We start from the raw sequence: 23,762 nt of genomic DNA on the forward strand, positions 1-23,762 counted from the left end.
CAGCGGCTGGAGGCCCAGGCCCGGGCCAACCGTGCTGCGCTGATCCGCCAGATCCAGCAGGCGGCCGGGATGGCCGCCCTGCAACGCCTGGAGGAACGCCCCCCTGAGCCCAGCGAGGCCGAGTTGATGGAGCGGCCCTTCCGGGAACTGAGCCCTGTCGACCTTCAGCGCATGCGACAGATGGTCGCCCGCCTGGCCGCCCGCCTGCGCACCCGGGCCGCCCTGCGCATGAAGCGGGGCGACGGCCGTCGCCTGGACGCCAAGGCCACCCTGCGGGCGAACCTGCGCCACGCCGGCGTCCCCTTTGACCTGCGCTTCCGTCGCCGCCACCTCAAGCCACGCCTGGCCGTCCTCTGCGACCTCAGCACCTCGGTGCGCCACTGCTCCGAGTTCTTCCTGCACCTGATCTACCTGCTGCAGGATCAGATCAGCCGCACCCGCAGCTTCGTCTTCATCGACGACCTGGCGGAGATCACGCCGATCTTCGCCGAGCACCGTCCGGAGGAGGCGGTGCGATGGGTGCTGCAGGAACACCCGCCGGGGTATTACAACACCGACCTGGGGAACAGCCTGGCCACCTTCTGCCGGGATCACCTGGACGCGGTGGACCGCCGGACCACAGTGATCATTGTGGGGGACGGGCGGAACAACTACAACGACCCGCGGCTGGACTGCCTGGAGATCATCCGACGGCGGGCGAAGCGCATCCTCTGGTTCAACCCGGAACCCCGCTGGCTCTGGGGCACCGGGGACAGCGACATGCCCCTCTACGCGTCCCTGTGTGCCGCCGTGCACCAGGTGCAGAACCTGGCCGAACTAGCCGAGGCCATCGATCGGCTGTTCGAGCGGGAAGGCGCCTAGATGCCCGTGACCAGCGAGGTGAGGGTGCGCTCCACTCCCTCGATGGTCTGGATCTTCTCGGTGATCACGCGGCCCAGGGCTTGTAAATCCTCCGCCTCCACCAGGGCGATGACGTCGTAAGGGCCGGTGACCACCACGGCGGATTTGACCTCGGGGAGTTTGCGCAGCGCCTCGGCCACCGCACCGGGCTTGCTCATCGCCGCCTGGATGAACACATACGCCTGCACCATGGAAACCTCCTTTCGTCGGCCTTATAAGGAGGGCACCAGGATCTCGACGGTGCCCACGACGGTGAGCCACCCCGCCTCGATGAGGAGCACGCGGAAGGTGGACTTCAGGAAGACGCGCGGATGGACCTGCCCTTCCCAGACGATGGAATCCCCCACGTTCCGATCGGGATAGCCGGGGAGCCCCCCGAGCCGGGCGCGGCCCTCCACCTTCCCTTCGTAAACGATAGGGGTGCCCGGGATCACCCCCCCGCGGGGCACCCGGTGAGTGACCGGGGCGGTGAAGCGCAGGGCCGCCGCAGCCGGGAGCGGCGCCGCCCGGGGCTGGGCTTCTGCCATCTCCACCCGGACGGTGCCCAGGGCGTGCAGGGCCTGCTCATCGTAGGCGTAGACCCGGAGGCGGTAGCGGATAAAGAGCGTGGGATGGGGCCGGACATCGGCCTCCAGCGAATCCCCGGCCAGCCGGATTACCTCCTGATCCCCCAGGCGCACCCGGGCTCCCCGGGGAGTCACCCCCAGGTAGCGCACTGCGGTCCCGGGGAGGGTCTGGCTCACCGCCAGGTCCACCCGATAGGGCCCCTCATAGGCCAGGGGCCCCGCCGCCGGCCGCGACAGGCAGGCGGCCAGCGCCAGGGCTATCGCGGCCGCCATCCCAAGGAGCCGCCTCTGCCCCATGGTCCGCCTCACCGCCGGTAACGTTCGAAGAGGGCCATCAGGGCGCGGGTCAGTTTCTCCGGGTCGTGGCGCCATGGCCTCCGTTCGTCGATCACATCCATGGCCACCACGGTGTAGGGCGGCAAGGGCCGCCCGTCCCATCGGACGAGATCGCCGACCTCCTCCGGCACCCCCTCCCACGGGACGTCCAGGCGGCTGTTGACCAGGACGATGTCGAAGAGCCCGGGGCCGACATGGCGCTCGATGGCCTGGACGTGCTCGGCCACCGCATAGCCTTCGGTCTCCCCGATCTGGGTGGCCACGTTGCAGACGTAGACTTTCAGGGCGCGGCTGGCCCGGATGGCCGGGACGATCCCCTCCACCAACAGGTTCGGCAACACGCTGGTGTAGAGGCTCCCCGGGCCCAGCACGATGAGATCCGCCTCCAGGAGAGCCCGGATGGTCTCCGGATAGGCCCGGGCGTGCTCGGGGATCAGCCACACGCGCTCGATGCGGCCCCGCACCTCCGGGATGGCCGACTCCCCGTCCACCCGGTGCACCCGCCCCTCGGCGTCGCGGATCTCGGCAGCCAGCACCACGTGCTCGACAGTGCACGGCAGCACACGGCCGCGGACTGCCAGCACACGGCTGGACTCGGCGACGGCCTGCTCGAAGCTCCCCGTGATCTCCGCCATGGCGGCGATGAACAGGTTCCCGAAGGCGTGGCCGTTCAAGCCGGTCCCCTTTCCGAAGCGATACTGGAAAAGAGCCGTCATCAGGGGCTCCGCTTCGGCCAGGGCGGCCAGGCAGTTCCGGAAGTCCCCCGGGGGCAGAAGGCCCATCTCCCGGCGGAGACGCCCGGAACTTCCCCCGTCGTCGGCCACGGTGACCACCGCCGTCAGCCGTGCGCTGATGGCCTTCAGCCCGCGCAACAGGGTTGACTGGCCGGTCCCCCCACCGATGACCACGATCCGGGGCCCCCGCTCCCGCTGCCGGTGGCGATGCAGGATCTCCGCCACGTCCCGCCCGGGCTGGACGAAGGGCGCCAGCAGGGTCCGGTTCAGCCGCACCAGGGCCAGGGCGGTGGTGGCGATCCCCAGGGCGCCGAAGAGCGCCGCCCGGCCGAGCCGGGGGATGAACTGGAGGGTGAGGTAATAGAAAACGGGCGGGAACGGCTGCTCCCGGTAAAGGGTCACCAGCACATACGCCAAGGCCAGGGCCAGTTCGGTGATCCCCAGCAGAAGCACCAAGAGCCACCGCTTGACCCCCAGGCCGGGCGTCAGCCAGTAGCCCAGGGAACGGAGGACCGTCCCCTGGGCCCTGCGTCCGCGCGTTCTCATCGCCTGCCTCCCTCCCAGCCGGCGGCCCGCGGGCGGGAGCACCCCGCCATCGCCGGGCCTCTCTTTTACTATACCAGATCCAGCCGCCCCGCGATCTTTGCGCGCCCCTCCCTCCTGCCTTAGACTGAAGCCGGAGACCTGGCCGAGGTTTTCCCTTCGATGAACACAGCGTTTTTCGAAACGGAATGGGCGCCGTCCCCGGCGGACCGGCTGGCCGCCGCGTTGCGGGATCTCTTTGTCATCACCGAGACCCAGATCCTCTACCCTCCGGATCAGGTCATCGCCTTCAACGGTTACCTCCGGGCCGACGCGGAATCGGCCTTCGAGATCCTGAGGGCCCGCTTTGAGCCCCTGGGCTACACGCCGATCCTGCGCCGCCACGGGCGCATGGACCAGGTCATCGCCCAGGCCGGCGTGGCCCGGCCCTCCCGCAGCCGCCCGTGGATCCACCTGGCCCTGTTCCTGGCCACGGTGGCCACCACCATCTGGGCCGGCGCCCTCTACGGGGGTGGGGAGAGGCTGGACTGGGCCCAGGGCCTCGCCTTCGCGGGGGCGCTCCTGCTCATCCTGGGCGTCCACGAGATGGGCCATTACATCGCCGCCCGGCTGCACCGCAGCGCCGTCACCCTGCCCTACTTCATCCCGGCGCCGCCCTTCGTCGGGATGCTCGGCACCTTCGGGGCCTTCATCCAGATCCGCTCGCCGATCCGGGACCGCAAGGCGCTGTTCGATATCGGGGTGGCAGGGCCTCTGGCCGGGCTGGCCGTGGCCCTCCCCATCCTCACCTATGGCCTCCTCACCTCCCCGGTGGTGCGTGTCCAGGGCCCCGTCTTCCTGGAGGGGAACTCCCTCCTCTACTGGGGGCTGAAGCGGCTGATCTTCGGGCGCCCGCTGCCCGGAGGCGGCTTCGACGTTCAACTCAACGCCATCGCCTGGGCCGGATGGATCGGGCTATTGGTGACCGCTTTCAACCTGCTGCCTCTGGGACAACTGGACGGGGGGCACATCCTGTATGCGATGCTGGGCCGGACGGCGTGGCGGATCTCGGAACTGGGCGTGTTCGCCCTGCTGCTGCTGGGCCTGCGCTGGCCCGGCTGGTTCCTCTGGGCGTTCCTGCCCATGTTCACCGGCCTGCGCCATCCCCCACCCCTGAACGACATCACTCCGCTAGGCCCGGTCCGTCAGGCCATTGGGATCATGACCTGGATCCTCTTCCTGTTGATCTTCGTCCCGGCCCCCTTCTCCGTAGTGAACTTCTGAACACCAGCTGCGGACCATGGGTCGGAGGCGGAGCAGCCGGTGGCGCGTCCGCTGGCGCTGGATCGGCGCCCTAGTCGGACTGGGAGCCGGGGCCTGGGGCCTGTTCGCCCTGTGGATCGGCCCGCTGCCGGATCCCGAGGATCTGCCGCGCCGGGGGCCGGCGCCGACGGTGCACATCCTGGACCGGCACGGCCGCTTGCTCTATGCGTTTGCCCACCCCCATGCCAGCCGCCACCCCTGGATCCCCCTCGTCCGCATCCCGGCCGCCTGCCGGGATGCCACCCTGGCCACCGAAGACGCGCGGTTCTACCGCCATCCCGGGGTGGACCCCTTGGCCGTCCTGCGGGCCCTGGGGGCGGCCCTGCGGGGGGAGTCGGCGGGCGGGGCCAGCACGCTCCCGCAACAGATCGCCCGTTCCCTGTTGCTGAGCCCGGACGAACGGACGGCCCGCACCCTGCGCCGCAAGGCGCGGGAGGCGATCCTGGCCCTGGAACTGAGCCGGCGCTACCCTAAGGACGCCCTCCTGGAGATCTATCTGAACACCGTCTTCTACGGCCATTTCGCCTATGGCCTGGAGGCCGCCGCCCGCACCTACTTCGGCAAAAGCGCGGCCGAACTGGATCTGGCCGAGTGCGCCCTGCTGGCCGGCCTCCCCCAATCCCCCAGCCGCTACGATCCCCTGACCCACCCCCAGGCGGCGGAAGAGCGCCGCCGCCAGGTCCTCGGGCTGATGGTCCGCCATGGCTTCCTCTCCCCTGCCCAGGCCGAGGCCGCGGCCGCCGAGCGCCTGCAGCTCGCCGCCGTCCCCTTTCCCATCCACGCCCCGCACTTTGTCATGGCCGTCTGGGAGGAACTGACCGCCCGCTACGGGGAAGCCGTCCTCTTCGAGGGCGGTGTGGTGGTCACCACCACCCTGGACCTGGCCTGGAACGAGGCCTTCAAGGCCCTGTTGCGGCGGCGTCTGGAGGAGATCAACCGCCCGGGGCCCGATCGGCCCGGGGCCGGGGCCCGGAACGGGGCCATCGTCGCCCTGGACCCCCAAACCGGGGAGGTCCTGGCGTGGGTGGGGAGCCCAGATTACTTCGATCCTGCCATCAGCGGGGCCGTGGACGGCGTGCGCATCCCCCGTCAGCCGGGCTCGGCCCTCAAGCCGTTCACCTACGCCCTCGCCTTCGACCCGCAGACCGGCCCGCTGCTGACCCCCGCCACGATCCTCTGGGACCTTCCCCAGACCTTCCCCACGGCGGAGGGGGAGGGCTACACCCCTCTCAATTACGATCGCCGCTTCCACGGACCGGTTTCCGCCCGGGTAGCCCTGGCCTCTTCCCTCAACGTCCCAGCCGTGGCCGTCCTGGAGCAGGTCGGCGTCCCCCGCCTGCTCCACCTGTTGGACGCGCTGGGGGTCCGGCTCCCGGGCCCGCCCACGCGCTACGGCCTGGCTCTCACCCTGGGGGGTGGGGAGGTGCGGCTGCTGGATCTGACCGCTGCCTACGCGGCCCTGGCCAACGGCGGCCGTCGGGTCACCCCACGCCTCATCCGGGAGATCCGAGATCAGGCGGGGCGCCCCTGGGATCCGGGCCCGGGCGGCCCCGGCCCGGAGGTCCTGGACCCGCGGGCGGCTTTCCTGGTGACCGACATCCTCCAGGACCCGGAGGCGCGCATCCTGGGCTTCGGCCCCTGGAGCCCTCTGAACCTCTCCCGGCCGGCGGCGGTCAAGACCGGCACCAGCGCCGATTGGCGGGACAACTGGACGATCGGATACACCCCGGATCTGGTGGTCGGCGTGTGGGTGGGCAACGTCGATCAGCGGCCGATGCGGGAGGTCTCTGGGGTGACGGGCGCGGCGCCGATCTGGCACGAGGCGATGGAAGTCGGGCACCGAGGGCGGCCGGTCCGGAGCTTCCCGATCCCGGAGGGCGTCCGCCGGGCTACCGTCTGCGCCCTTTCCGGGAAACAGCCCACCCCGGATTGCCCCCACACCCGGGAGGAATGGTTCATCGCGGGAACGGAGCCCCAGACCCCGGACGACCTTTACCGGCGGCTCCGCATCGACCGTCGCACCGGGGATCTGGCGACGGCCGAGACCCCGCCCGAGGCCGTCGCGGAGCGGGTGTTCATCATGTGGCCGCCGGCGGCGTGGAAGTGGGCCCAGGAGAACGGACTGGAACTGCCCCCGCCCGCCGCCTACGCCGGGGGCGCCCCGTCTGCGCGCCTGCGCTGGGTCTCCCCGCCGGCGGGGGCGCTCTACCGATGGAGCCCACGGCTGCCGGCGGAGGCCCAGCGGGTGCTCATCGAACTCCACTGGAGCGGCCCCGACCTCCCCCGCTGGGTGGAGGTGGCGGTGGACGGAGAGCGATGGGCAGGTTGGGACCGGCCGCCCTATCGGACGTGGTGGCCGCTGCGGCCAGGGGTCATCCGCCTCACGGCCTTTGCGGAGACGGCGGATGGACGCCGTTTCGAGGCACCCCCTCTCGAGATTACCGTGCGCTAGGGCAGGGGCGGCCCGCGAAGGCCGTTCACGCCGTGGCGGGGAGGCCCTCTGGCGGAGGCCGGAAGACAAAGCCGCCTGGGATGGAGTGCCGGTGGGCCGCGGGCGGGCGCGGATCGGCCGGGACACAGCGGGCGGCGCCCGGTCCGCGGCGGGCTCCCTTCAAGGAGGCCCCGGGACGGAGCGCTCCAGCCGCTGGAGGGCCTGTTGCAGCCGATGCTCCTGTATGCTCAAGGTCAGTTCCCCCCGCGTCCGCTCCAGCGTCCCCCGGACCACATCGGTGGCCCGCCGGAGATTGCCGGTGAGGGCGTCGGGATAATCCATCGTGATCAGGACCTCATAGATCTCATCCATCGCCCGGAGCAGCCGCTCCGCCTCCGCAAAGCGGTCGGTCCGGATCAGGTCCAGGATGCGGCGCCGCAGTTCGGTCGCCGCCTCGGCCAGGCCGTTGAGGTAAGCCGCCTCAGAGACGTTCAGGTCCCGCGGGCCGGGGAGTCGACGCCCGGTGGCCAGGGCGTAAACGAGAGAGGCCTCAGCCCACTCCTTGAGGGCGTCCTGAGCGTATCCGGCGTAGAGCAACTCCGGGAAGGGCGCCAGATCCATCTGGAGGGTGAAAGCAGCCTGCCGGGCCTGATCCAGCAGGCCCTCGGCCTCCGTGTAATCCTCCCGGTGGACGGCCCGGATGGCCAGGGCGCACAGCCGGATCAACTCCCGGCAGCGCACCAGCGCCGCGTCCCGGGCGCTGTTCTTGGCCTCCAGGGACGAGCGGATCTCCTGAGCGATCGCCTCCAATTCCCCCAGGTCCATCTATTCTCCTCGACCGCAACGGATGCGGGGGCGGGATATTATCCGCCCCCGCCATGTTCCGCTGCTGGACGCCCCCATGGGGCGGTGTGACCGGAGGGGCCGAGGGCCTTCGGATCCGCCCCCTCCGAATCAGAAGGGGATCTCTTCTTCTTCCACCGAGCCCGGCTCCTCCAGGACGGGCTCCTCCGCCTCGACCGCCGGCGGGGCCTCCGCCGGGCGCGGCCCGATAAACACGATGCGATCCGCCCGCACCTCATAGACCGCCCCGGCCGTCCCGTCGGCCCGCCGGAAGATCCGCGGGCTGCCGGTCTGCGGGTCCGGTCGCAGCCGGCCCTCCACCAGCACCGCCCGTCCCTTCTGGAGATACTGGTTGGCGATCTCCGCCTGCTTGCCGAACACCGAGACCCGGAACCAGATGGTCTCCTCCCGGGGCTCCCCGCTGGCGTCCCGATACCGGATGTTGCTGGCCATCCGGAAAGAGGTCACCGGCGTCCCCTCCGGCGTGTAGCGCATCTCCGGGTCCGTCCCCAGATGCCCAGCGATGATCAGTTTGTGATACATGTTCGGCCTCCTCCTTGCGCCCAGTTTCGGATTCGGGAAAAGGCGACGTCTGGCACCTCACAGGAACATCGGCATCACGACGTGGACAAACGCCGGATCCCCTACCGAGAGCACCTTCACCGGCGACTGGGAGGTGGTCATCTCGAAGACCACCCGATCCCCCTCGATGGCCTCCAGCACGTCGATCAGGAAACGGACGTTGAAGGCGATCTCCAGCCGATTCCCCTCCACCAAGGCGTCCAGTTCCACCCGGGTCTCCCCCTTCTCCGGGGAGCGGGAGTGGAGGAGGACCTGCCCGGGCCGCTCCCCCTCCCCCGGGACGAGGATCAGGCGCACCGCGTTGGAGGCCTCGCGGGCGAACACACTCAACGCCTTGCAGGCCTTCAGGAGGGCCTCCCGGGAGGCCTCCATACGGGTCTCCCAGCGCCTCGGGATGATGGCCTGGAAATCGGGGAACTGCCCCTCGATCAACTGGGAGAGCACCGCCGCCCGGCCGAGCCGGAAGCCCACCTGGTTGCGCCCGCGCAGCAACTGCATCCACACCGGATCGGTCTCCCCCTTCAACAACCGGGCCACCTCCTCCAGGGCACCCGCCGGGACGATGACCGAGAAGGGGCCTTCGGGGGCGCGCAGGACCGGCAGCCGCTTGACCGAGAGCCGGTAGCCGTCGGCCGCCGCCAGCGTCAGGGCCGACCCCTCCTCCCGCCGCATCAGCACCCCGGTGAGGATGGGACGGGACTCGTCCGTCGCCGCGGCGAAGGTCACCTGGTCGATGGCCTGCCGGAAGCCCTCGGGGTCCAGCGCGAAGCCATCCCCCTCCACCTCCGGCAGGATCGGATACTCCTCCGGATCCAGCCCCTTCATCGCCGTCTCATAGGGCCCGCACACGATCTGGAGGGTCCAAGTTTGTCGATTCACCTGGAGATGGACGGGCGCATCCGGCAGGGCTCCGATGAACTCGGCCAGGGGCTTCGCCGGGACCGTGATGCCGCCGGGCTCGGAGACGAGCGCCTCTTCCCATGTAATGATAGCCAGATTGAGGTCGGTCCCGGCGACCTTCAGGCGGCCGGGCTCGGCCTGGAGCAGCACATGGGTCAGTGTGGGAAGGGTCGCCCGCGAGGGGACCGCGCGGCCGGCCACCGAGAGCGCCCGCTCAAAAGCCGACTGGGCGATCGTCACGTCCATCGAAGCGCACCTCCTGGTTGGGATCCCATCCGGCCCCAGCGCATCGATCCGGTTGTTGTTCCATTATAAACCGAGTTGCCCGATGCCGACGCCCGCCGCCACGCCGCGCGTCGGATCTCCTGCCGTCGACATGGGGGCTCAGGGGACCGGCAGGGCGAGGCGTCGGGCCAGGAACGCGGCCAGGTCAGGGATCCGCTCGAAGCCGAAGCAGGGGACCGCCAGATCCAGAGGGACGTCGGAGACCACGGCCCAGCGCTCTGGGGGGAGCGGCAGCGGCGCCAGGCCGGTTTCCGATCGGAGGACCTCCACTTTGGGCCCGATCTCCTCCTTGAAGCCCTCCACCAGGACCAGGTCCATCCCTTCCATCCAGGCCAGCACCGCCCCCAAGGTCGGTGGGCGCTCCAGACGCTGGGCCAGCCAGAGCCCGTGGGGAGTGACCCCCAGGACCCGCTCGGCGCCGGCCTCCCGGTGGCGCCACGTGTCCTTCCCCGGCTGATCCCAGCGCATCTCCCCGTGGGGGTCGTGCTTGACGGTGCCGACCCGGACCCCCCATCCTCGGAAGATCCGCACCAATCCTTCCACCACCGTGGTCTTCCCGGCTCCGGAGCGGCCGACGATGCACACGAAGGGCGGCGCCCCCGACATCCCCTCGCTCCTTCAGGGCGATCCCACCAGCAGGATCCCGATGTCGTTCACATTGGTCCCGGTCGGGCCGGTGCGGATGAGGTCGCCCAAGGTATCGAAGAAGGCGTATGCATCATTCGCCTCCAGGTGCGCCACGGCATCCAGGCCCAGCAGATACGCCCGGTGCACCGTCTCCCCATCGGCGAAGGCCCCAGCGGCATCGGTGGGGCCGTCGATCCCATCGGTCCCTATGGCGGCGACGAGCACGTTCGGCCAGCCCTCTAGGGCGATGGCGGCGGCCAGGGCCAGCTCCTGGTTCCGCCCGCCCCGGCCGCTCCCCCGCACGGTCACGGTGGTCTCCCCGCCCCACACCACGCAGGCGGGCCGGGGGGCCGGGCGGTCGGTGGTGGCGATCTCTTTGGCGACGGCGGCCATCACCCGAGCCACCTCCCGGGCCTCCCCCTCCACGAAGGTCGACAGCAAAAAGGGATGATAGCCCAGGCGGGCGGCCTCCTCCAGGGCGGCCTGGGCGGCCAGGCGGTTGCTGGCCACGATCTCATGAGAAACCCGCTGGAAGATCTCCTCCCCGGGCTTCGGGGTTTCCGGGATCCGGCCGTGGAGCCCCGCTTCCAGGCGGATGCGAACCGACATCGGCACCCGCTCCAGGAGGCCGTAACGGTTCAACACCCGCCACGCATCGTGAAAAGTGGAAGGATCTGGCGCCATGGGGCCGGAGGCGATGACCGAGAGGTCGTCCCCCACCACGTCGGAGAGTACCAGCACGATGGACGTCGCCGGGTAGGCGAAGCGGGCCAGCCCTCCGCCCTTGATCCGATCGAGATGTTTGCGCACCGCGTTCAGTTCGTGGATAGTGGCCCCCGCCCGCAGGAGCAGATCGGTCACCGCCTGCAGGTCGCTGAGGCTCAGGCCCTCGGCCGGCCACGTCGCCAGGGCCGAGCCGCCCCCGCTGAGCACGCAGAGGAGGAGGTCCTCCTCACCAGCCTGCTCGGCCAGGGCGGCGAGCAACTGGGCCCCCCGTAGGCTGTTCTCATCGGGCACCGGGTGCCCGGCCTCGATCACCGTCCACCGCTCATCCAGGGCCGCCGGGATGTGCCCATATTTGGTCACCAGGACCCCGCGATCCAGCCGGCGGCCCAGCAGAACCTGGAGGGCGTAGGCCATCGGATAGGCCGCCTTCCCCAACGCGAGGACGAACACGTGCCGGAAGCGCCCCAGGTCCAGGACCTGCTCCCCGATCTGCAACATGTCCCCTTCCCGGCGCACATGGCGCCGGATCGCCGCGCTGGGGTCCACCGCCCCCAGGGCCGCATGGAGGATTTGCATCGCATCCTGGCGAAGATCTCGCGGCATGGTCCGAGCCTCCCCACCGATCACCGTTTCCTCAGTATTTTCCCATGCCGGGCGCGCGGGTGGGAGCAGCACCTGGGTTGCCCCCCTTCCGGTGACGCTCCCGATAGGCGTCGATCAGGCGACTCAGCGCCATCCAATCGGGTACCAGGCAGACGAAGCCGGTCCCCTGGGGGGTGCACACGTAGGGGCCCAGGAACCACCGGATCCAGCGGGCGGGCAGCGGGTAGCCGTCGGTCTCGATCACCAGCACCGTGTGTTCAGAGAAGGGCTCCACCCAGCGCCGGTGGCGGTAGGGGATGCGCGGGAAGACCTCTCCGAAGGTGGTCGGCCGCGTGGCGCGGATCCGCCGGTAGGACACCCGGAGGGAGAACAGGGGGCTGTGGAAGATCAGGGCCTCGGGCCGGGGCTCCACCCCCGAGAGCCGGCTCCCGATCTCTGGGATCCACCAGACCCCCAAGACGGCCCCGGCGAGGACCAACAGCCACGGATCGCGCTCCGGAGGCCAGGGATAGTTCACCTCCACGGCCATAGGAAGATAATACAGCGCCAGGGCCAGGAGGGCCGTCAGCAGGGCGGGGACGCGATACATCCGGGCCAGCCGGCGGTAGAGCAAAAAGGGGAACCTTCGGGGGCGCGGCACGGCCGGCCCTCCCTCCTCCTGGGACGCTCCCCGTGCCTCCCGGATCGGACGTCTGGGCATCATCTCGCGGGGGCGGCTCAGTTCAGCTCCTGGAGTTCCCCGGTGACCATGAAGATCACCCGCTCCGCGATGTTGGTCACCCGATCGGCGATCCGCTCCAGGTTGTGGGAGATCCAGAGCAACCGGGTGGCCCGGAAGATGGTGCGGGGATCCTGCATCATATAGGTGATCAACTCGCGGTAGACCTGCTCGTCCAACGCATCCACCTCATCGTCGCGGGCGACGGCGGCCCGGGCCTTCTCAGCGTCGTGCTCCACATACGCCTCCAGGACCTGCCGCAGCATCTCCTTGGCGATCTGGGCCATCCGCGGGATGTCAATGAGCGGCTTGAGCAAGGGCTCGTCGGCCATCTCGATGGTGAGTTTGGCGATGCTCTTGGCGTGATCCCCCATGCGCTCCAGGTTGGTGGCGCAGAACATGGCCGCCACGATCGCCCGCAGGTCGCCGGCCATGGGCTGCTGGGTGGCGATGGTCTCCAGACAGGCCTCCTCGATCTGGTAGCGGAGCCGGTTGATCTCCTCATCGAAGGCGATGATCTGGCGGGCTGTCTCGACATCCAGCCCCCGCAGGGCCTCGATGCAACGGTCGATGGCCTGCTCCACCAGCCCGCCCAGCCGCAACACGTCCTGACGGATAGCGCTCAGATCGCGCTCCAGCATCACCCGAGCTTGCATGGGCCCCTCCTCCCCGGACATGGGACCATTATCGTAGCCGCGCGCGGGGTCGGGGTCAAGCCCTCCCGCCCGCGCCCATCGCTCCTCCAACCAGCGCTGGAGGATGGGAACCAGTTCCGCCCGCATCCGATCCCGGACCGCCCGGAAGGCCTCCAGCTCCGCCTCGTCCTCCCACCCGCGGGACCACCTGCCGGGGTCGGGATAGCCGATGTGCATGCGCTCGCCCTGGCCGGGCCAGGCCGGGCACTCCTCAGCGGCCTGGTCGCAGACCGTGAGGACCAGGTCGAAGGGCTGCCCCAGGAACTCCTGGACCGACTTGCTGCGGTGGTGGGAGATATCGATGCCGATCTCCCGCATGGCCTGGACCGCGAGGGGGTGGACGTAGCCGGCCGGGTGGGTGCCGGCAGAGAAGACCTCCACCCGATCCCCCAGCGCAGCCCGGATCAGCCCCTCGGCCATCTGGCTGCGGGCGGCGTTCCCGGTGCACAGCACCAGCACCCGGGCCTTGCGGAAGGCCATGGCGCGCTCCTCAACCGAAACGGCCGGTGATGTAGTCTTCGGTCCTGCGGTCGCGGGGCCGGGTGAAGATCTGCTGGGTGGGTCCGAACTCGATGAGCCGGCCCACGCGATCCTCCCCGGCCAGCATGAAGGCTGTGTAGTCGCTGACCCGGGCGGCTTGTTGCATGTTGTGGGTGACGATGACGATGGTGTATTCCCGGCTCAGTTCCCGCATAAGGTCCTCGATCTTCATCGTGGCAATGGGATCCAGGGCCGAGGCCGGCTCGTCCATCAACAGCACCTCGGGCTCCGTGGCCAGGGCCCGGGCGATACACAGGCGCTGCTGCTGCCCCCCGGAGAGGGTGAGGGCGTTCTGGTGTAACTTGTCCTTGACCTCGTCCCACAGCGCCGCGGCCCGCAGGCACCGCTCCACAATCTCGTCCAGCCGCCGCCGGTCCCGGATCCCCTGGATGCGGGGGCCGAAGGCCACGTTCTCGTAGATGCTCTTGGGGAAGGGGTTCGGCTTCTGGAACACCATCCCGATACGGCGCCGCACTTCCACCACGTCCACGTCGGGGCCGTAGATGTCCTGGCCCTCGAAGCGGACGCGGCCGACCACCCGCGCAGAGGGGATGAGATCGTTCATGCGATTGAAGCACCGCAGCAGCGTGCTCTTGCCACAGCCCGAGGGCCCGATGATAGCCGTGATGCGGCGACGCGGGATCCTCAGGTGGATCCCCTGGATGGCCGGCCGGCCATCGTAGTAAACCGTGAGGTCCTCCGCCTCCAGCACGACATCTTCCATAGCGTCGTCCCCCTCACCACCGGTGTCGACGCTGCAGCCGATAACGCAGGTAGATGGCCAGGCTGTTCATCGAAAGCAGCACGGCCAGCAGGACCAGGATGGCCCCCGCGGCCCGATGGTGGAAGGCCGCCTGGGGCCGGGAGACCCAGTTGAAGATCTGTATGGGCAGCACGGTGAACTTGTCGAAGGGGCTCTTCGGATCGAAGGCCACAAAGGTCAAGGCCCCGATGGTGATCAGGGGGGCTGTCTCCCCGATGGCCCGGGAGAGGGCCAGGATGGTCCCGGTGAGGATGCCCGGGAGGGCCACCGGCAGCACCTGGTGGCGGATCACCTGCCAGCGGGTGGCCCCCAGGGCGAAGGCGGCCTCCCGCAGGCCCATCGGCACCGCCCGCAGCGCCTCCCGCGAGGCGGTGATCAGGATCGGCAGGATGAGCAGGCTGAGGGTCAGGGCCCCGGCCAGGATGCTCCGCTCCAGGCGCATCGCCCGCACGAAGATCTCCAGGCCCAGCAGGCCGTAAAGGATCGAGGGCACGCCGGCCAGGTTGTTGATGTTCAGCTCGATGAAACGGGTCAGTCGGTTGCGGGGCACATATTCCTCCAGGTAGATCGCCGCCGCCACCCCCAGGGGCACCGCGATGACGGCCGTCAGGCCCATCACCCAGAGGGTCCCCAGCAAGGCCGAGCGGATGCCCGCCTGCTCAGGGAAGCGGGATGGATAGTTCATGAAGAAGGACCAAGAGAGGACCCCCAGCCCCCGCCGGGCCACATCCACCAGCAACAAGGCCAAGGCGAACAGCCCGAAGGCCGTGGCCCCCAGGGCCAGCTTCTCAAACAGCGCCCCCCACATCTCCCGGTGCCGTCGCGGCCTCATCGTCGTACTCCTCCTCAACGATACACCTCCCGATACCGTTCGATGATGCGCATGGCGATCCCGTTCAGCACCAGGGTGAGCAGGAACAGGACCAGGCCGACGGCGAAGATCGTGCGGAACTCCAGCGTGCCGTGGGGGGTGTCCCCCAGGCTCACCTGGACGATGTAGGCCGTCATGGTCTCGATGGCCCGTCGCGGGTCCAGCGTCAGGGTCGGCCGCTGGCCGGCGGCGATGGTCACGATCATGGTCTCACCGATGGCCCGGGAGGCGGCCAGGATGAAGGCTGCCACGATCCCGGAGAGGGCGGCCGGCACCACCACCCGCAGGGCCACCTCCAGGCGGGTGGCTCCCAAGGCGTAGGCCGCCTCCCGCAGCGAGGGAGGGACCGCGTAGAGGGCGTCCTCGCTGAGGGAGGAGATCAAGGGGAGGATCATCACCCCCATGGTCAGGCCGGCGCTGAGGGCGTTGAACGTCTCCAGGCCCGGGATCACCCGCTGGAGCAGCGGGGTGACAAAGAGCAAGGCGAAATACCCGTAAACCACCGTGGGGATCCCGGCCAGCACCTCCAGTGCCGGCTTCAGGATCGCCCGCAGCCGCGGCGGCGCGTATTCGCTGAGGTAGATGGCGCTCAACAAGCCCACCGGCATCGCCAGGGCCAGGGCCACCGCCGAGGTCAGAAAGGTCCCGGCCAGCAGCGGCAGGATCCCGAAGCGTTTCTGGGCGAACAGGGGCGTCCATTGGGTATCGGTGAGAAAAGCGATCAGGGAGACCTGGCGGAAGAAAGGCAGCGCCTCGATGAGAAGGACGGCGACGATCCCCAAGGTGGTGAACACGGAGACCATGGCAGCGAAGAACAGAAGCGCCTGGATAGCGAGTTCCCCCCACTCCCGCCAGCGGGCGGCCATGCCCCGCCGGAGGCGCGTCGGATAAGCCGCTACGATCGGACGGGCCGTCGGGTCCATCGTCGTTCCTGAGGATCCATCCCCGGGATCTCCCCTCCCGCGACGGGGGGTTCTCCTCACATTATAAACGAGAACAGCGGGGAGGCCGGGCCTCCCCGCTGCCCTCATCCCTCACCGCTCCAGACGGAGCAGGTCCTCCAGCCGCACCTCCACGGCAGGCTTGCCCTTGAAAACAGAGCCCACCCGGCGGGCCGTGAAGCGCTCCAGGGCCAGCCGGTAGACCTCGTCGGGAAGGGGGATGTATCCGACCTGGCGGGCCAGCGCCGGGCCCTCGGTCAGGTAGAACCGGATGAAGGCCTCGACCTCGGGCCGATCGGCCGCCTTGCGGTTCACGTAGATGAAGAGCGGCCGGGAGAGGGGCTGGTAGGTCCCATCGCGAACGGTCTGCTCGGAGGGGAGCACGCAGCCCTTGCCGTTGTCGATGGCCACCGCTTTCAGTTTGTCCTGGTTCTCGTGGTAATAAGCCAGCCCGAAGTAGCCGAGGGCATATTTGTCGTGGGCCACCCCCTGGACCAGCACGTTGTCGTCCTCGCTGGCCGTGTAATCTCCCCGGCTGGCCTTGGCCTTGCCCACGATGGCCTCGGTGAAGTAATCAAAGGTCCCGCTGTCGGTGCCCGGCCCGAACAGGTTGAGGGGGGCATCCGGCCACTCGGGGCGCACCTGGTTCCACCGGGTGATCTTCCCTTGCGCCTCCGGCTCCCAGATCTTCTTTAGCTCGGCCACCGTCATACAGGCGGCCCAGTCGTTCTGGGGGTTGACCACCACCGAGAGGGCATCGAAGGCCACCGGCAACTCGATGTATTCAATGCCCTTCCCGGCGCAGGCCTCCATCTCGCTGGCCAGGATCGGCCGCGAGGCGTCGGAGATGTCCGTCTCGCCGTTGCAGAACTTCTTGAAGCCGCCGCCGGTGCCGCTGATACCCACCACCACCCGGACCTCCGGATGGGTCTTCTGGAACTGCTCCCCCACCGCCTCGGAGATGGGGAACACTGTGGAGGAGCCGTCGATCCGGATCTCCCCCCGCAGCCCTGGGGCCGCTGTCGGCGTCGCCGGTGCGGCGCAGGCGACCGCCAGGGCCATCCCCCCCAGGGCCAGCCCGAGAAGGCGGGCGCAACTCCACCGGTTCATGATGCATTCCTCCTTTTCTTCGGGATAGTTCCAAGGAAACAAGAGGGCGGTCCGATCCCCCTTGCCACGGACCTCCTTCCCGCCGCGCCTGGGCGGCGACCCCTCAGGCCGCCCGCCGCGCTCCTCGCCCCTCGAGGCGCAGCGCCTCCAGACGCTCCAGCTCCGCCAGCAGGCGCCGCAAGAGGATCCCCTCCTCGTCCTCGCCCTCCCGGACCAGGCAGGTGAGTTCCTCCCGCAACCGCCGCAGCCGTTCCTCCACCGTCGCCATCGGCTCCATGGGTTTCCCCTCCCGATCAGGCTCGCCCCTATCTTAAATGGCATCCCGCGGGCTCCGGGTGAAGGGCTGGTGGAAATTCGCTTAAAAAACCGTTAAACTTCTTTAAAAGAGCTGCGGGCCCATCCCGAAGGATCGGTTTACAATCTTTGTGGGGGAAGGGGTGCCCCCCGCGCCAGCGGGAAGGGAGGCGCCATCGGAGGGAGCGGACGATGACGATTCCGTTTGAGCCGTTGCGGCAGGCTCTGGAGGCGGAGCGGGAGCGGCTGCGGGTGGAGCGCTCCCGGCTGGACGCTGCGGCCCCCACGGGGATCGGGTATCACGATCACATGGCTGACGACGCCACCGACGTGGCCGACCAGGCCACGCGGGCGGCCCTGCGGCGGCATCTGGAGGGCCGGCTCCGGGAGGTGGAAGAGGCCCTGCAGCGGATGGCGGAAGGCACCTACGGGATCTGCCTGGAATGCGGCCGGCCCATCGAGATCGCCCGCCTCAAGGCCCTCCCCTACGCCGCCCTCTGCCTGGAGTGCCCGGCGCGGCGGGAGCGGGGCGGATGAACGGGGGGCTCCCGATGGACCGACGGTGGATCACCGGCCTGGCGGCCTTGCTGGCCTTCATCGCGGACCAGGCCAGCAAGGCGTGGGTGCGGGAGCACCTCGCCCTCTACGAGTCGTGGGCGCCCATCCCCGCCCTGGCCCGCTACTTCACCTTCACCCACGTGACCAACACCGGCATCGCCTTCGGCCTGTTCCGGGAATGGGGTTCGGTCCTGGTGGCGGTGGCCGTCATCGTGATCGTCTTCCTGGTGCGCTACACGCGGCAACTGGCGACGGCGCGGCCATCGGTCCAGATCGCCCTGGGGCTGCAACTGGGCGGGGCCTTCGGCAACCTGGCTGACCGGCTGCGCTTCGGATACGTGACCGATTTCCTGGATTTCAAGTTCTGGCCGGTCTTCAACCTGGCGGACAGCGCCATCGTGGTGGGGATGCTCTGGATGCTGGCCCTGATGTGGGCGGAGGATCGGGCGAAGGCCACCCCTCCCGCCCCCGCCAACCCTCCCCAGGACTCCTCAGGGGACCGGTCCGGGCCGGGCGCCGCCCCGCCCCCCACGACCTGACCGGCCCTGTTGGCTCCGCCCGCGAGGCCGACGACGAGGGAACGCCATGCCGGCCATCGAGGTCTACCATCTTTACAAACACTACCGGGTGCACCACAAAGCCCCTGGGATGATGGGTTCCCTGCGGGCCTTTTTCCGCCGGCGCTACCGCGTGGTGCGCGCGGTGGAAGACATCTCATTCACCATCGAGCCCGGCGAGGTCGTGGGGTTCCTGGGGCCCAACGGCGCCGGCAAGACCACAACCCTGAAGATCCTGGCCGGCCTCCTCCACCCGACCGCCGGCGAGGTCCGCGTGCTGGGGTTCGTCCCCCAGCGCCGGGAGCGGGCCTTCCTGCGCCAGATCACCTTAGTGATGGGGCAGAAACAGCAACTGCTGTGGGACCTGCCGGCGATCGAGACCTTCCTGCTGAACCAGGCCGTCTACGGCATCCCCGAGGCGGAGTTCCGGCGCACGCTGGCGGAACTGACGGCGCTGCTGGACCTGGAGGGGCTGCTGACCAAGCAGGTGCGCAAACTCAGCCTCGGGGAGCGGATGAAGTGCGAACTGGCCGCGGCCCTGCTCCATCGGCCTCGGGTGCTGTTCCTGGACGAGCCGACCATCGGGCTGGATGTGACCATGCAGGCTCGCATCCGGGATTTCATCCGGGAATACAACCGCCGCACCGGCGCCACGGTGTTGCTGACCAGCCACTACATGGCCGACGTGGCCGCCCTCTGCCAGCGGGTGCTGGGGATCCACCGTGGCCACCTCCTCTACGACGGCGACCTGGACGCCCTGGCGGAGCGGGTGGCCCCCTACCGCATCGTGCGGGTGACCCTGGCCCAGCCGCTGCCCGCCGGGGCCCTGGCCCCCTACGGGGACCTGATCGCCCTGAACTCCCACCGGGCTGAACTGCGCGTCCCCCGCGCCCGCACCGCCGAGATCGCCGCCGCGTTGCTCGCCGCCCTGCCCATCACGGACCTGGCCATCGAGGAACCCCCGGTGGAGGAGGTCATCCGGCGGGTCTTTGCGGAGGCGGCCCGGCTGGACGCCGAGGCGGCGGAGTCGCCCCCGGAGGAAGAGGGGCCATGAAAGCCGCACCCTCCTCCCCATGGCTTTCGGAATGGGCCGCGGCCCTGGGGGCAACCCTGCGGGCCTATCCCACCCTGCTGCGGATCTACTGGGCTCGGACCCTGGAGTATCGCGTGCAGATCCTGATCTGGATCCTCTCCGGGGCCGTCCCCCTGGTGATGCTCGCCGTCTGGCTCTCCCTGGCCCAGGAAGGTCCCGTCGGCTCCTTCGACGCAGGGACGTTCGTGAGCTATTATCTGACGGCGATCTTCCTCCGTCGGATGACGGGGGTCTGGATCATCTGGGACCTCAGCCGCGACATCCGCACCGGGGGGCTGAGCGCGCGGCTGCTACGGCCGTTGCACCCGCTGCATTACGACCTGGCCCGCACCCTGGCCTCGCGGCCCCTCCAGGCCCTGCTGGTGGGCCCCCCCATCGCCTTGGCCCTCTGGCTGTATCCCGGCCGCCAACTGGACCTCTCCGCCCTCAACCTGCTGCGGGTGGCCGCGGCGACCGGGATGGCCCTGCTCTTGGAGTTCTTTTTCCAATACGCCATCGGCCTGACCGCCTTCTGGACCTCCCAGGCGGTGGCCTTCCATGAGGTCTGGTTCTTCATCAAGGCACTGGGGTCCGGATATGTAATCCCCCTGGCCCTGATGCCGGAGGGCGTCCGCCGCCTCCTGGACTGGACGCCTTTCCCGATGATGCTCTCCTTCCCGCTGGAGATGCTCTTGGGCCGGCTTTCGCCGGAGCAGGTGGCCCAGGGCTTCCTCGTCCAGGGCCTCTGGCTCCTCTTCGCTGTCCTCCTGGTCGCCGGGCTGTGGCGCCAGGGGATCCGTCGCTACGAGGCCTTCGGCGCTTAAAGGGGTGCTGGCCCGGGAGACGTCTCGCCAGCCTTCATCCAAACCTACGCGATTTCAAGAATCCAGGTTCCCGGAGGCACCGGCCATGTCGACAGTCTTCCCGGTGGGCAAGATCCCGCTGGAGGTCATGCAGCGCCTGTTGGCCTTCCCCATCGCTGACCCGCGGGTCCTGGTTGGGCCGGGCATCGGGATGGACGCGGCGGTGATCGAGATGGGAGAGCGCTGCCTGGTGGTCAAGGCGGACCCCATCACCTTCGCCACCGAGGACATCGGCTGGTATGCGGTCCAGATCAACGCCAACGACCTCGCCACCACCGGGGCGACCCCCCGCTGGATGCTGGCCATCCTGCTGCTCCCCGAGGGACACACCGACCTGGACCTGGTGGAGGCCATCTTCCGGCAGATCCGCTCGGCCGGCGAGGCCCTGGGGATCGCCCTCATCGGGGGACACAGCGAGGTCACCTACGGCCTGGACCGCCCCATCGTGGCCGGCTTCATGCTGGGGGAGGTGGCGCGGGAACGCCTGGTGACCCCACGGGGGGCGCGAGCCGGCGACCGGTTGATCCTCAGCAAGCCCATCGCCATCGAGGGGACGGCGGTCATCGCCCGGGAGAAACGAGAGGAACTGCGGCCGGTCTTCGGGGAGGCCTTCCTGGAGCGCTGCGCGAATTTCCTATATGCCCCGGGGATCAGCGTGCTGGAGGACGCCCGCATCGCGCAGTCGGCCGGGGCGGTACATGCCATGCACGACCCCACGGAGGGCGGGCTGGCCACCGGGCTATGGGAACTGGCGCAGGCGGCCGGCCTCGGGCTCCGGGTGGAAGCCGCGGCGGTGCCCATCTACCCCGAGACCATGGCCCTGTGCCGGCATTACGGGCTGGATCCGTGGGGGCTGCTGGCCTCCGGCTCCCTGTTGATCGCCGCCCCGCCCGAGGACGCGGCCGCCATCTGTCAGGCCCTGACGGCGGCCGGCCGTCCGGCCGCCCTCATCGGGGAGCTCCGCCCACCGGAGGAAGGGATGTGGATCGAGGGGCCCCGCGGGCGGGAGCCCCTGCGGCCGTTCCCCCGGGACGAGCTGGCCCGGCTCTTCGAAGGATCACCCGCCGGGCTCGAGGTCCCGCCCGGTCCGGGGGAGGATCCGCAGTAGGCCGTAGCCGACGATAAGGGTGAGATCGGGCTCCAGCCCCTGAACCACCTCCGGGCGGTGGGTGGCGGCGATGAGGGTGATGCCGTGTTGACGACACAGGGCCGCCACCTTGCGGGCCACCCGCAGCGCCATCTGAGGGTCCAGGTGGGCGGCGAACTCGTCGATCAAGAGGAGGTTCGGGCGCGTCGCCAGCAGATAGGCGATGCGGGCCCGCTCCTTCTGGCCGGTGGAGAGCTCGTGGAAACGGGCCCGGTAGAGGACCGCGTCGGCGATCCCGGCCACGTTCAGGACCTCGACGGCCAGCACCTCGTCCTCGGTGAGCCGGTAGATGACCTCCAGCACCGTCCCGTCCCCAAAGTCGGGCTCCACCTCCCCCGGCAGATACGCCGCCACCCGCACGTTCCCGGGCATCTCGATGGCCCCCACCTGAGGCCGGTAGAAGGGATGACGATGCCCGACGGCGGCCCCGTAGATCAAGCGCAACAGCGTGGTCTTCCCTGCCCCAGAGGCGCCCACCAGGGCAACCACCTGGCGCGGGAACAGGGTGAGCGAGAGGTCCTTGAGCACGATCTTCTGGATCACCCGGTCGTGGACCCCAAAGGCCTCCAACAGGTCCTGGAGGGGGCAGGCCATGCCCGCCAGGCGCAAGGTGCTCTCGTAGCGATAGGTCACGTGGCGCAGGCGGATGGGGCCGGCCAGCGGGTCCACCGGGCGGAAGGCGGGACGATACAGCCGGCCTCCATGGGTGCGGGCCACCGGATCGGTCTCGTAGAACTGCTCCAGGCAGCGGGCGGCCTCTTCCTCCAAGGGCAACATCAACACGGGGCGGCCGGAGGCGGTCTCACCGACGTAACGGAACCCCGCCTGCTCCATGAACGGATTGTAACGGGCCATCTGCGCCACCGTCTCGACGACGGCTTTGGGCCGGCGCATCTCCGGGATCCGCCGCTCGCGGATCCAGGCCACGGCCGCCTGCAGGGCCAGCCGCCCCAGACCGTCCGCCCGGTAGTCCGGGTGCACCACCACCCGGGCCAGGCGGGCGGCCCGGGTGTCGCACACGCCCAGGGCGATCTCCTGGGACTCCCACCAGAGGTCGAAGGGGGAGATCCCCGGCCGCTCCCGCTGCAGGTCCTCCTCGTAGCGCTCCGGCCAGAAGGGGAGCTCGAACCACTCGGCCGGGAAGATGGCCTGGCGCAGGTTCGGCTGCACCGTCCCATCCGGCAGGCGGCGGTGCATGAGCGGGATGGGCGGATCGATGCGCACGTAGCCGATGTAGAGGGGCTCGTAGGGCATGCGCTCCGCGAGCGTGAGCACCAGGAAACGGGAAGCCCGGGTGGCGTCCTTGAGGTCGCCGAAGCGCATGGGCCGCCGGCATCGGGGACAGAGGGGCCGCACGTTGGCCTCGGCCCAGGTTCAGTCCTCGGGGCACCACCAGCGGGCCAGGACCTCCGCCTCTGAGGCGTAATGGTGCTGCTCCAGATCCACGATGGCCTCGTAATCGGACTCCAGGCCGGCCTCCCGGGCTCGGACGGTGTAGCGATAGAGGGGGGTTGGGGAGAGGGGCGAGCCCCGCTCGAGGACGAACGTCTCCTGAAAGAGGGGCCAGACAGGGACCGTTTCCGCCTCCACCGGCCGCCACAGCGCATAGGCCTCGAAGGTGAGGGCCTGAGGATCGGCCTCCGGGCGGAGGGCGAGGAGGACCGTCTCCCCTGGCCGGAACCACTGGGCCACCGCCCCGGTCATCGGCAGGCGCAGCCGCCCCGCCTCCCCCTCCACTTCCAGCATCCCGAACCAGCGATAGCGGTAGCGATCCACCCAGACCCCGACGACCCGATACGGCTTGCGGTCCATGGGCGTCGACCTCGCTGAGGGATCACGAATCCAGGAGGACGGGGATCGGGTCCGCCAGGCGGATCTCCTCCAAGGAAACGTGACAGCGATAGGCCCAGACGAGCACCCCATCCGCGATGGCCTGGCGCAGGGCCCGGCCGAAGGCGGGGTCGGCCCCGTCGTGGGGGCGGAAGGCCACGGCGTCCGGCCGCTGCACGACAAAGACCACCAGGGCCCGCGCCCCCTCCCGGGCCGCCGCCCTCAGGGCGTCCAAGTGCCGCCGTCCGCGCTCCGTCGGGGCGTCCGGGAAGCGGCCGACCCCGTCCACCACCAGCGTCACGCTCTTCACCTCCACGTAGGCCGCCCCCTCCGGCCCTACCAGGCCGAAATCCACGCGGCTCCCCGCCAGGGGCACCTCCGGGATCAGGCGGGCGTAGGTCCGGAGCAGCGGCAGCTGCCCCCCC

The 23,762-nt window shown here is 69.7% G+C and carries 26 protein-coding genes; 8 read left to right on the forward strand and 18 right to left on the reverse strand.

Annotated elements, in window-relative coordinates; all coding sequences use genetic code 11:
• Positions 1 to 861, forward strand: an 861-nt coding sequence (locus C4313_RS05835) for a VWA domain-containing protein (RefSeq protein WP_352428929.1), incomplete at its 5' end; no start/stop codon positions are given.
• Here C4313_RS05835 and C4313_RS05840 read toward each other — a convergent pair.
• Genes C4313_RS05840 through C4313_RS05850 form a run of 3 tightly spaced genes read right to left on the reverse strand, consistent with a single transcriptional unit; the run spans position 858 to position 3,082 of the window.
• Positions 858 to 1,091, reverse strand: a complete 234-nt coding sequence (locus C4313_RS05840; protein ID WP_352428930.1) for an Lrp/AsnC family transcriptional regulator — start codon at positions 1,089 to 1,091, stop codon at positions 858 to 860. The genes C4313_RS05835 and C4313_RS05840 overlap by 4 nt on opposite strands.
• 21 nt (positions 1,092 to 1,112) lie before the next feature.
• Complete coding sequence (locus C4313_RS05845; RefSeq protein WP_352428931.1) at positions 1,113 to 1,739, reverse strand: hypothetical protein; 627 nt, start codon at positions 1,737 to 1,739, stop codon at positions 1,113 to 1,115.
• Positions 1,740 to 1,771: 32 nt separating this feature from the next.
• On the reverse strand, positions 1,772 to 3,082 hold the full coding sequence (locus C4313_RS05850; protein WP_352428932.1) for a gluconeogenesis factor YvcK family protein: 1,311 nt from the start codon (positions 3,080 to 3,082) through the stop codon (positions 1,772 to 1,774).
• A 159-nt stretch (positions 3,083 to 3,241) separates the two neighbouring features.
• Here C4313_RS05850 and C4313_RS05855 point away from each other — a divergent pair, with 159 nt between their 5' ends.
• Both C4313_RS05855 and pbpC read left to right on the forward strand, forming a co-directional pair.
• Positions 3,242 to 4,342: a site-2 protease family protein gene (locus C4313_RS05855; protein WP_352428933.1), complete on the forward strand. Its 1,101-nt coding sequence runs from the start codon at positions 3,242 to 3,244 to the stop codon at positions 4,340 to 4,342.
• Between the two features lie 16 nt (positions 4,343 to 4,358).
• Positions 4,359 to 6,833 (forward strand): penicillin-binding protein 1C, encoded by a 2,475-nt coding sequence (pbpC, locus tag C4313_RS05860; RefSeq protein WP_352428934.1) that lies wholly within the window; start codon positions 4,359 to 4,361, stop codon positions 6,831 to 6,833.
• 159 nt (positions 6,834 to 6,992) lie between these two features.
• Here the strand turns inward: pbpC and C4313_RS05865 are convergent, their stop codons facing one another.
• From C4313_RS05865 to C4313_RS05920, 12 genes are all read right to left on the reverse strand, one after another.
• A complete protein-coding gene (locus C4313_RS05865; protein ID WP_352428935.1) occupies positions 6,993 to 7,637 on the reverse strand; it encodes a haloacid dehalogenase in 645 nt (214 codons plus the stop codon).
• Positions 7,638 to 7,766: 129 nt separating this feature from the next.
• Entirely contained in the window at positions 7,767 to 8,198 is a 432-nt protein-coding gene (locus C4313_RS05870; RefSeq protein WP_352428936.1) for a single-stranded DNA-binding protein, read from the reverse strand.
• 57 nt (positions 8,199 to 8,255) lie between these two features.
• Positions 8,256 to 9,383 (reverse strand): DNA polymerase III subunit beta, encoded by a 1,128-nt coding sequence (gene dnaN, locus C4313_RS05875; protein WP_352428937.1) that lies wholly within the window; start codon positions 9,381 to 9,383, stop codon positions 8,256 to 8,258.
• A gap of 138 nt (positions 9,384 to 9,521) precedes the next feature.
• Positions 9,522 to 10,028: a molybdopterin-guanine dinucleotide biosynthesis protein B gene (mobB, locus tag C4313_RS05880; RefSeq protein ID WP_352428938.1), complete on the reverse strand. Its 507-nt coding sequence runs from the start codon at positions 10,026 to 10,028 to the stop codon at positions 9,522 to 9,524.
• Between the two features lie 12 nt (positions 10,029 to 10,040).
• Positions 10,041 to 11,378 (reverse strand): glycerate kinase type-2 family protein, encoded by a 1,338-nt coding sequence (locus tag C4313_RS05885; protein WP_352428939.1) that lies wholly within the window; start codon positions 11,376 to 11,378, stop codon positions 10,041 to 10,043.
• A gap of 31 nt (positions 11,379 to 11,409) precedes the next feature.
• A complete protein-coding gene (locus C4313_RS05890) occupies positions 11,410 to 12,018 on the reverse strand; it encodes a hypothetical protein (protein WP_352428940.1) in 609 nt (202 codons plus the stop codon).
• A 77-nt stretch (positions 12,019 to 12,095) separates the two neighbouring features.
• A complete protein-coding gene (gene phoU / locus C4313_RS05895) occupies positions 12,096 to 13,271 on the reverse strand; it encodes a phosphate signaling complex protein PhoU (protein WP_352428941.1) in 1,176 nt (391 codons plus the stop codon).
• A 10-nt stretch (positions 13,272 to 13,281) separates the two neighbouring features.
• Complete coding sequence (gene pstB / locus C4313_RS05900; protein ID WP_352428942.1) at positions 13,282 to 14,055, reverse strand: phosphate ABC transporter ATP-binding protein PstB; 774 nt, start codon at positions 14,053 to 14,055, stop codon at positions 13,282 to 13,284.
• Positions 14,056 to 14,068: 13 nt separating this feature from the next.
• Complete coding sequence (gene pstA / locus C4313_RS05905) at positions 14,069 to 14,926, reverse strand: phosphate ABC transporter permease PstA (protein ID WP_352428943.1); 858 nt, start codon at positions 14,924 to 14,926, stop codon at positions 14,069 to 14,071.
• Positions 14,927 to 14,940: 14 nt separating this feature from the next.
• A complete protein-coding gene (gene pstC, locus C4313_RS05910; RefSeq protein ID WP_352428959.1) occupies positions 14,941 to 15,831 on the reverse strand; it encodes a phosphate ABC transporter permease subunit PstC in 891 nt (296 codons plus the stop codon).
• 168 nt (positions 15,832 to 15,999) lie between these two features.
• Complete coding sequence (locus C4313_RS05915) at positions 16,000 to 17,016, reverse strand: PstS family phosphate ABC transporter substrate-binding protein (protein WP_352428944.1); 1,017 nt, start codon at positions 17,014 to 17,016, stop codon at positions 16,000 to 16,002.
• Positions 17,017 to 17,119: 103 nt separating this feature from the next.
• Positions 17,120 to 17,293 carry a hypothetical protein gene (locus tag C4313_RS05920; RefSeq protein ID WP_352428945.1) on the reverse strand — a complete coding sequence of 58 codons (174 nt, stop codon included), beginning with the start codon at positions 17,291 to 17,293 and terminating at the stop codon, positions 17,120 to 17,122.
• A 209-nt stretch (positions 17,294 to 17,502) separates the two neighbouring features.
• On the opposite strand from C4313_RS05920, the gene C4313_RS05925 reads away from it, so the two are divergent.
• The 5 genes from C4313_RS05925 (at position 17,503) to C4313_RS05945 (ending at position 21,468) form a co-directional block, all read left to right on the forward strand.
• Positions 17,503 to 17,847, forward strand: coding sequence for a TraR/DksA family transcriptional regulator (locus tag C4313_RS05925; RefSeq protein WP_352428946.1), 345 nt, complete (start codon positions 17,503 to 17,505; stop codon positions 17,845 to 17,847).
• A gap of 14 nt (positions 17,848 to 17,861) precedes the next feature.
• Positions 17,862 to 18,407, forward strand: a complete 546-nt coding sequence (gene lspA, locus C4313_RS05930; RefSeq protein ID WP_352428947.1) for a signal peptidase II — start codon at positions 17,862 to 17,864, stop codon at positions 18,405 to 18,407.
• A gap of 46 nt (positions 18,408 to 18,453) precedes the next feature.
• Positions 18,454 to 19,479 carry an ABC transporter ATP-binding protein gene (locus C4313_RS05935; protein ID WP_352428948.1) on the forward strand — a complete coding sequence of 342 codons (1,026 nt, stop codon included), beginning with the start codon at positions 18,454 to 18,456 and terminating at the stop codon, positions 19,477 to 19,479.
• A complete protein-coding gene (locus C4313_RS05940) occupies positions 19,476 to 20,321 on the forward strand; it encodes an ABC transporter permease (RefSeq protein ID WP_352428949.1) in 846 nt (281 codons plus the stop codon). The genes C4313_RS05935 and C4313_RS05940 overlap by 4 nt, the downstream gene beginning before the upstream one ends.
• A gap of 85 nt (positions 20,322 to 20,406) precedes the next feature.
• Entirely contained in the window at positions 20,407 to 21,468 is a 1,062-nt protein-coding gene (locus tag C4313_RS05945; protein WP_352428950.1) for an AIR synthase family protein, read from the forward strand.
• Here C4313_RS05945 and C4313_RS05950 read toward each other — a convergent pair.
• The 3 genes from C4313_RS05950 to C4313_RS05960 form a co-directional block, all read right to left on the reverse strand.
• On the reverse strand, positions 21,418 to 22,863 hold the full coding sequence (locus C4313_RS05950; RefSeq protein WP_352428951.1) for a GNAT family N-acetyltransferase: 1,446 nt from the start codon (positions 22,861 to 22,863) through the stop codon (positions 21,418 to 21,420). The two genes, C4313_RS05945 and C4313_RS05950, sit on opposite strands and share 51 nt — an antisense overlap.
• Before the next feature lie 18 nt (positions 22,864 to 22,881).
• Positions 22,882 to 23,319 (reverse strand): hypothetical protein, encoded by a 438-nt coding sequence (locus C4313_RS05955; protein ID WP_352428952.1) that lies wholly within the window; start codon positions 23,317 to 23,319, stop codon positions 22,882 to 22,884.
• Between the two features lie 22 nt (positions 23,320 to 23,341).
• On the reverse strand, positions 23,342 to 23,762 hold a 421-nt coding region (locus tag C4313_RS05960; protein ID WP_352428953.1), incomplete at its 5' end, for a DNA/RNA nuclease SfsA.

The sequence above is a fragment of the Thermoflexus sp. genome (assembly GCF_040289485.1).
In the GTDB taxonomy this organism is placed as follows: Bacteria; Chloroflexota; Anaerolineae; order Thermoflexales; family Thermoflexaceae; genus Thermoflexus.

Excerpts from the sequence above, each read along its gene's own strand:
- C4313_RS05865 (WP_352428935.1), bottom strand. The coding sequence starts at position 7,637 with ATGGACCTGGGGGAATTGGAGGCGATCGCTCAGGAGATCCGCTCGTCC.
- pstA (WP_352428943.1), bottom strand. The coding sequence starts at position 14,926 with ATGAGGCCGCGACGGCACCGGGAGATGTGGGGGGCGCTGTTTGAGAAG.
- pbpC (WP_352428934.1), top strand. The coding sequence starts at position 4,359 with ATGGGTCGGAGGCGGAGCAGCCGGTGGCGCGTCCGCTGGCGCTGGATC.
- C4313_RS05935 (WP_352428948.1), top strand. The coding sequence starts at position 18,454 with ATGCCGGCCATCGAGGTCTACCATCTTTACAAACACTACCGGGTGCAC.
- phoU (WP_352428941.1), bottom strand. The coding sequence starts at position 13,271 with ATGGCCTTCCGCAAGGCCCGGGTGCTGGTGCTGTGCACCGGGAACGCC.
- C4313_RS05855 (WP_352428933.1), top strand. The coding sequence starts at position 3,242 with ATGAACACAGCGTTTTTCGAAACGGAATGGGCGCCGTCCCCGGCGGAC.
- pstC (WP_352428959.1), bottom strand. The coding sequence starts at position 15,831 with ATGGCCGCCCGCTGGCGGGAGTGGGGGGAACTCGCTATCCAGGCGCTT.
- dnaN (WP_352428937.1), bottom strand. The coding sequence starts at position 9,383 with ATGGACGTGACGATCGCCCAGTCGGCTTTTGAGCGGGCGCTCTCGGTG.
- C4313_RS05840 (WP_352428930.1), bottom strand. The coding sequence starts at position 1,091 with ATGGTGCAGGCGTATGTGTTCATCCAGGCGGCGATGAGCAAGCCCGGT.
- C4313_RS05940 (WP_352428949.1), top strand. The coding sequence starts at position 19,476 with ATGAAAGCCGCACCCTCCTCCCCATGGCTTTCGGAATGGGCCGCGGCC.
- C4313_RS05915 (WP_352428944.1), bottom strand. The coding sequence starts at position 17,016 with ATGAACCGGTGGAGTTGCGCCCGCCTTCTCGGGCTGGCCCTGGGGGGG.
- C4313_RS05845 (WP_352428931.1), bottom strand. The coding sequence starts at position 1,739 with ATGGCGGCCGCGATAGCCCTGGCGCTGGCCGCCTGCCTGTCGCGGCCG.
- mobB (WP_352428938.1), bottom strand. The coding sequence starts at position 10,028 with ATGTCGGGGGCGCCGCCCTTCGTGTGCATCGTCGGCCGCTCCGGAGCC.
- C4313_RS05870 (WP_352428936.1), bottom strand. The coding sequence starts at position 8,198 with ATGTATCACAAACTGATCATCGCTGGGCATCTGGGGACGGACCCGGAG.
- pstB (WP_352428942.1), bottom strand. The coding sequence starts at position 14,055 with ATGGAAGATGTCGTGCTGGAGGCGGAGGACCTCACGGTTTACTACGAT.
- C4313_RS05920 (WP_352428945.1), bottom strand. The coding sequence starts at position 17,293 with ATGGAGCCGATGGCGACGGTGGAGGAACGGCTGCGGCGGTTGCGGGAG.
- C4313_RS05955 (WP_352428952.1), bottom strand. The coding sequence starts at position 23,319 with ATGGACCGCAAGCCGTATCGGGTCGTCGGGGTCTGGGTGGATCGCTAC.
- C4313_RS05945 (WP_352428950.1), top strand. The coding sequence starts at position 20,407 with ATGTCGACAGTCTTCCCGGTGGGCAAGATCCCGCTGGAGGTCATGCAG.
- lspA (WP_352428947.1), top strand. The coding sequence starts at position 17,862 with ATGGACCGACGGTGGATCACCGGCCTGGCGGCCTTGCTGGCCTTCATC.
- C4313_RS05850 (WP_352428932.1), bottom strand. The coding sequence starts at position 3,082 with ATGAGAACGCGCGGACGCAGGGCCCAGGGGACGGTCCTCCGTTCCCTG.
- C4313_RS05885 (WP_352428939.1), bottom strand. The coding sequence starts at position 11,378 with ATGCCGCGAGATCTTCGCCAGGATGCGATGCAAATCCTCCATGCGGCC.
- C4313_RS05925 (WP_352428946.1), top strand. The coding sequence starts at position 17,503 with ATGACGATTCCGTTTGAGCCGTTGCGGCAGGCTCTGGAGGCGGAGCGG.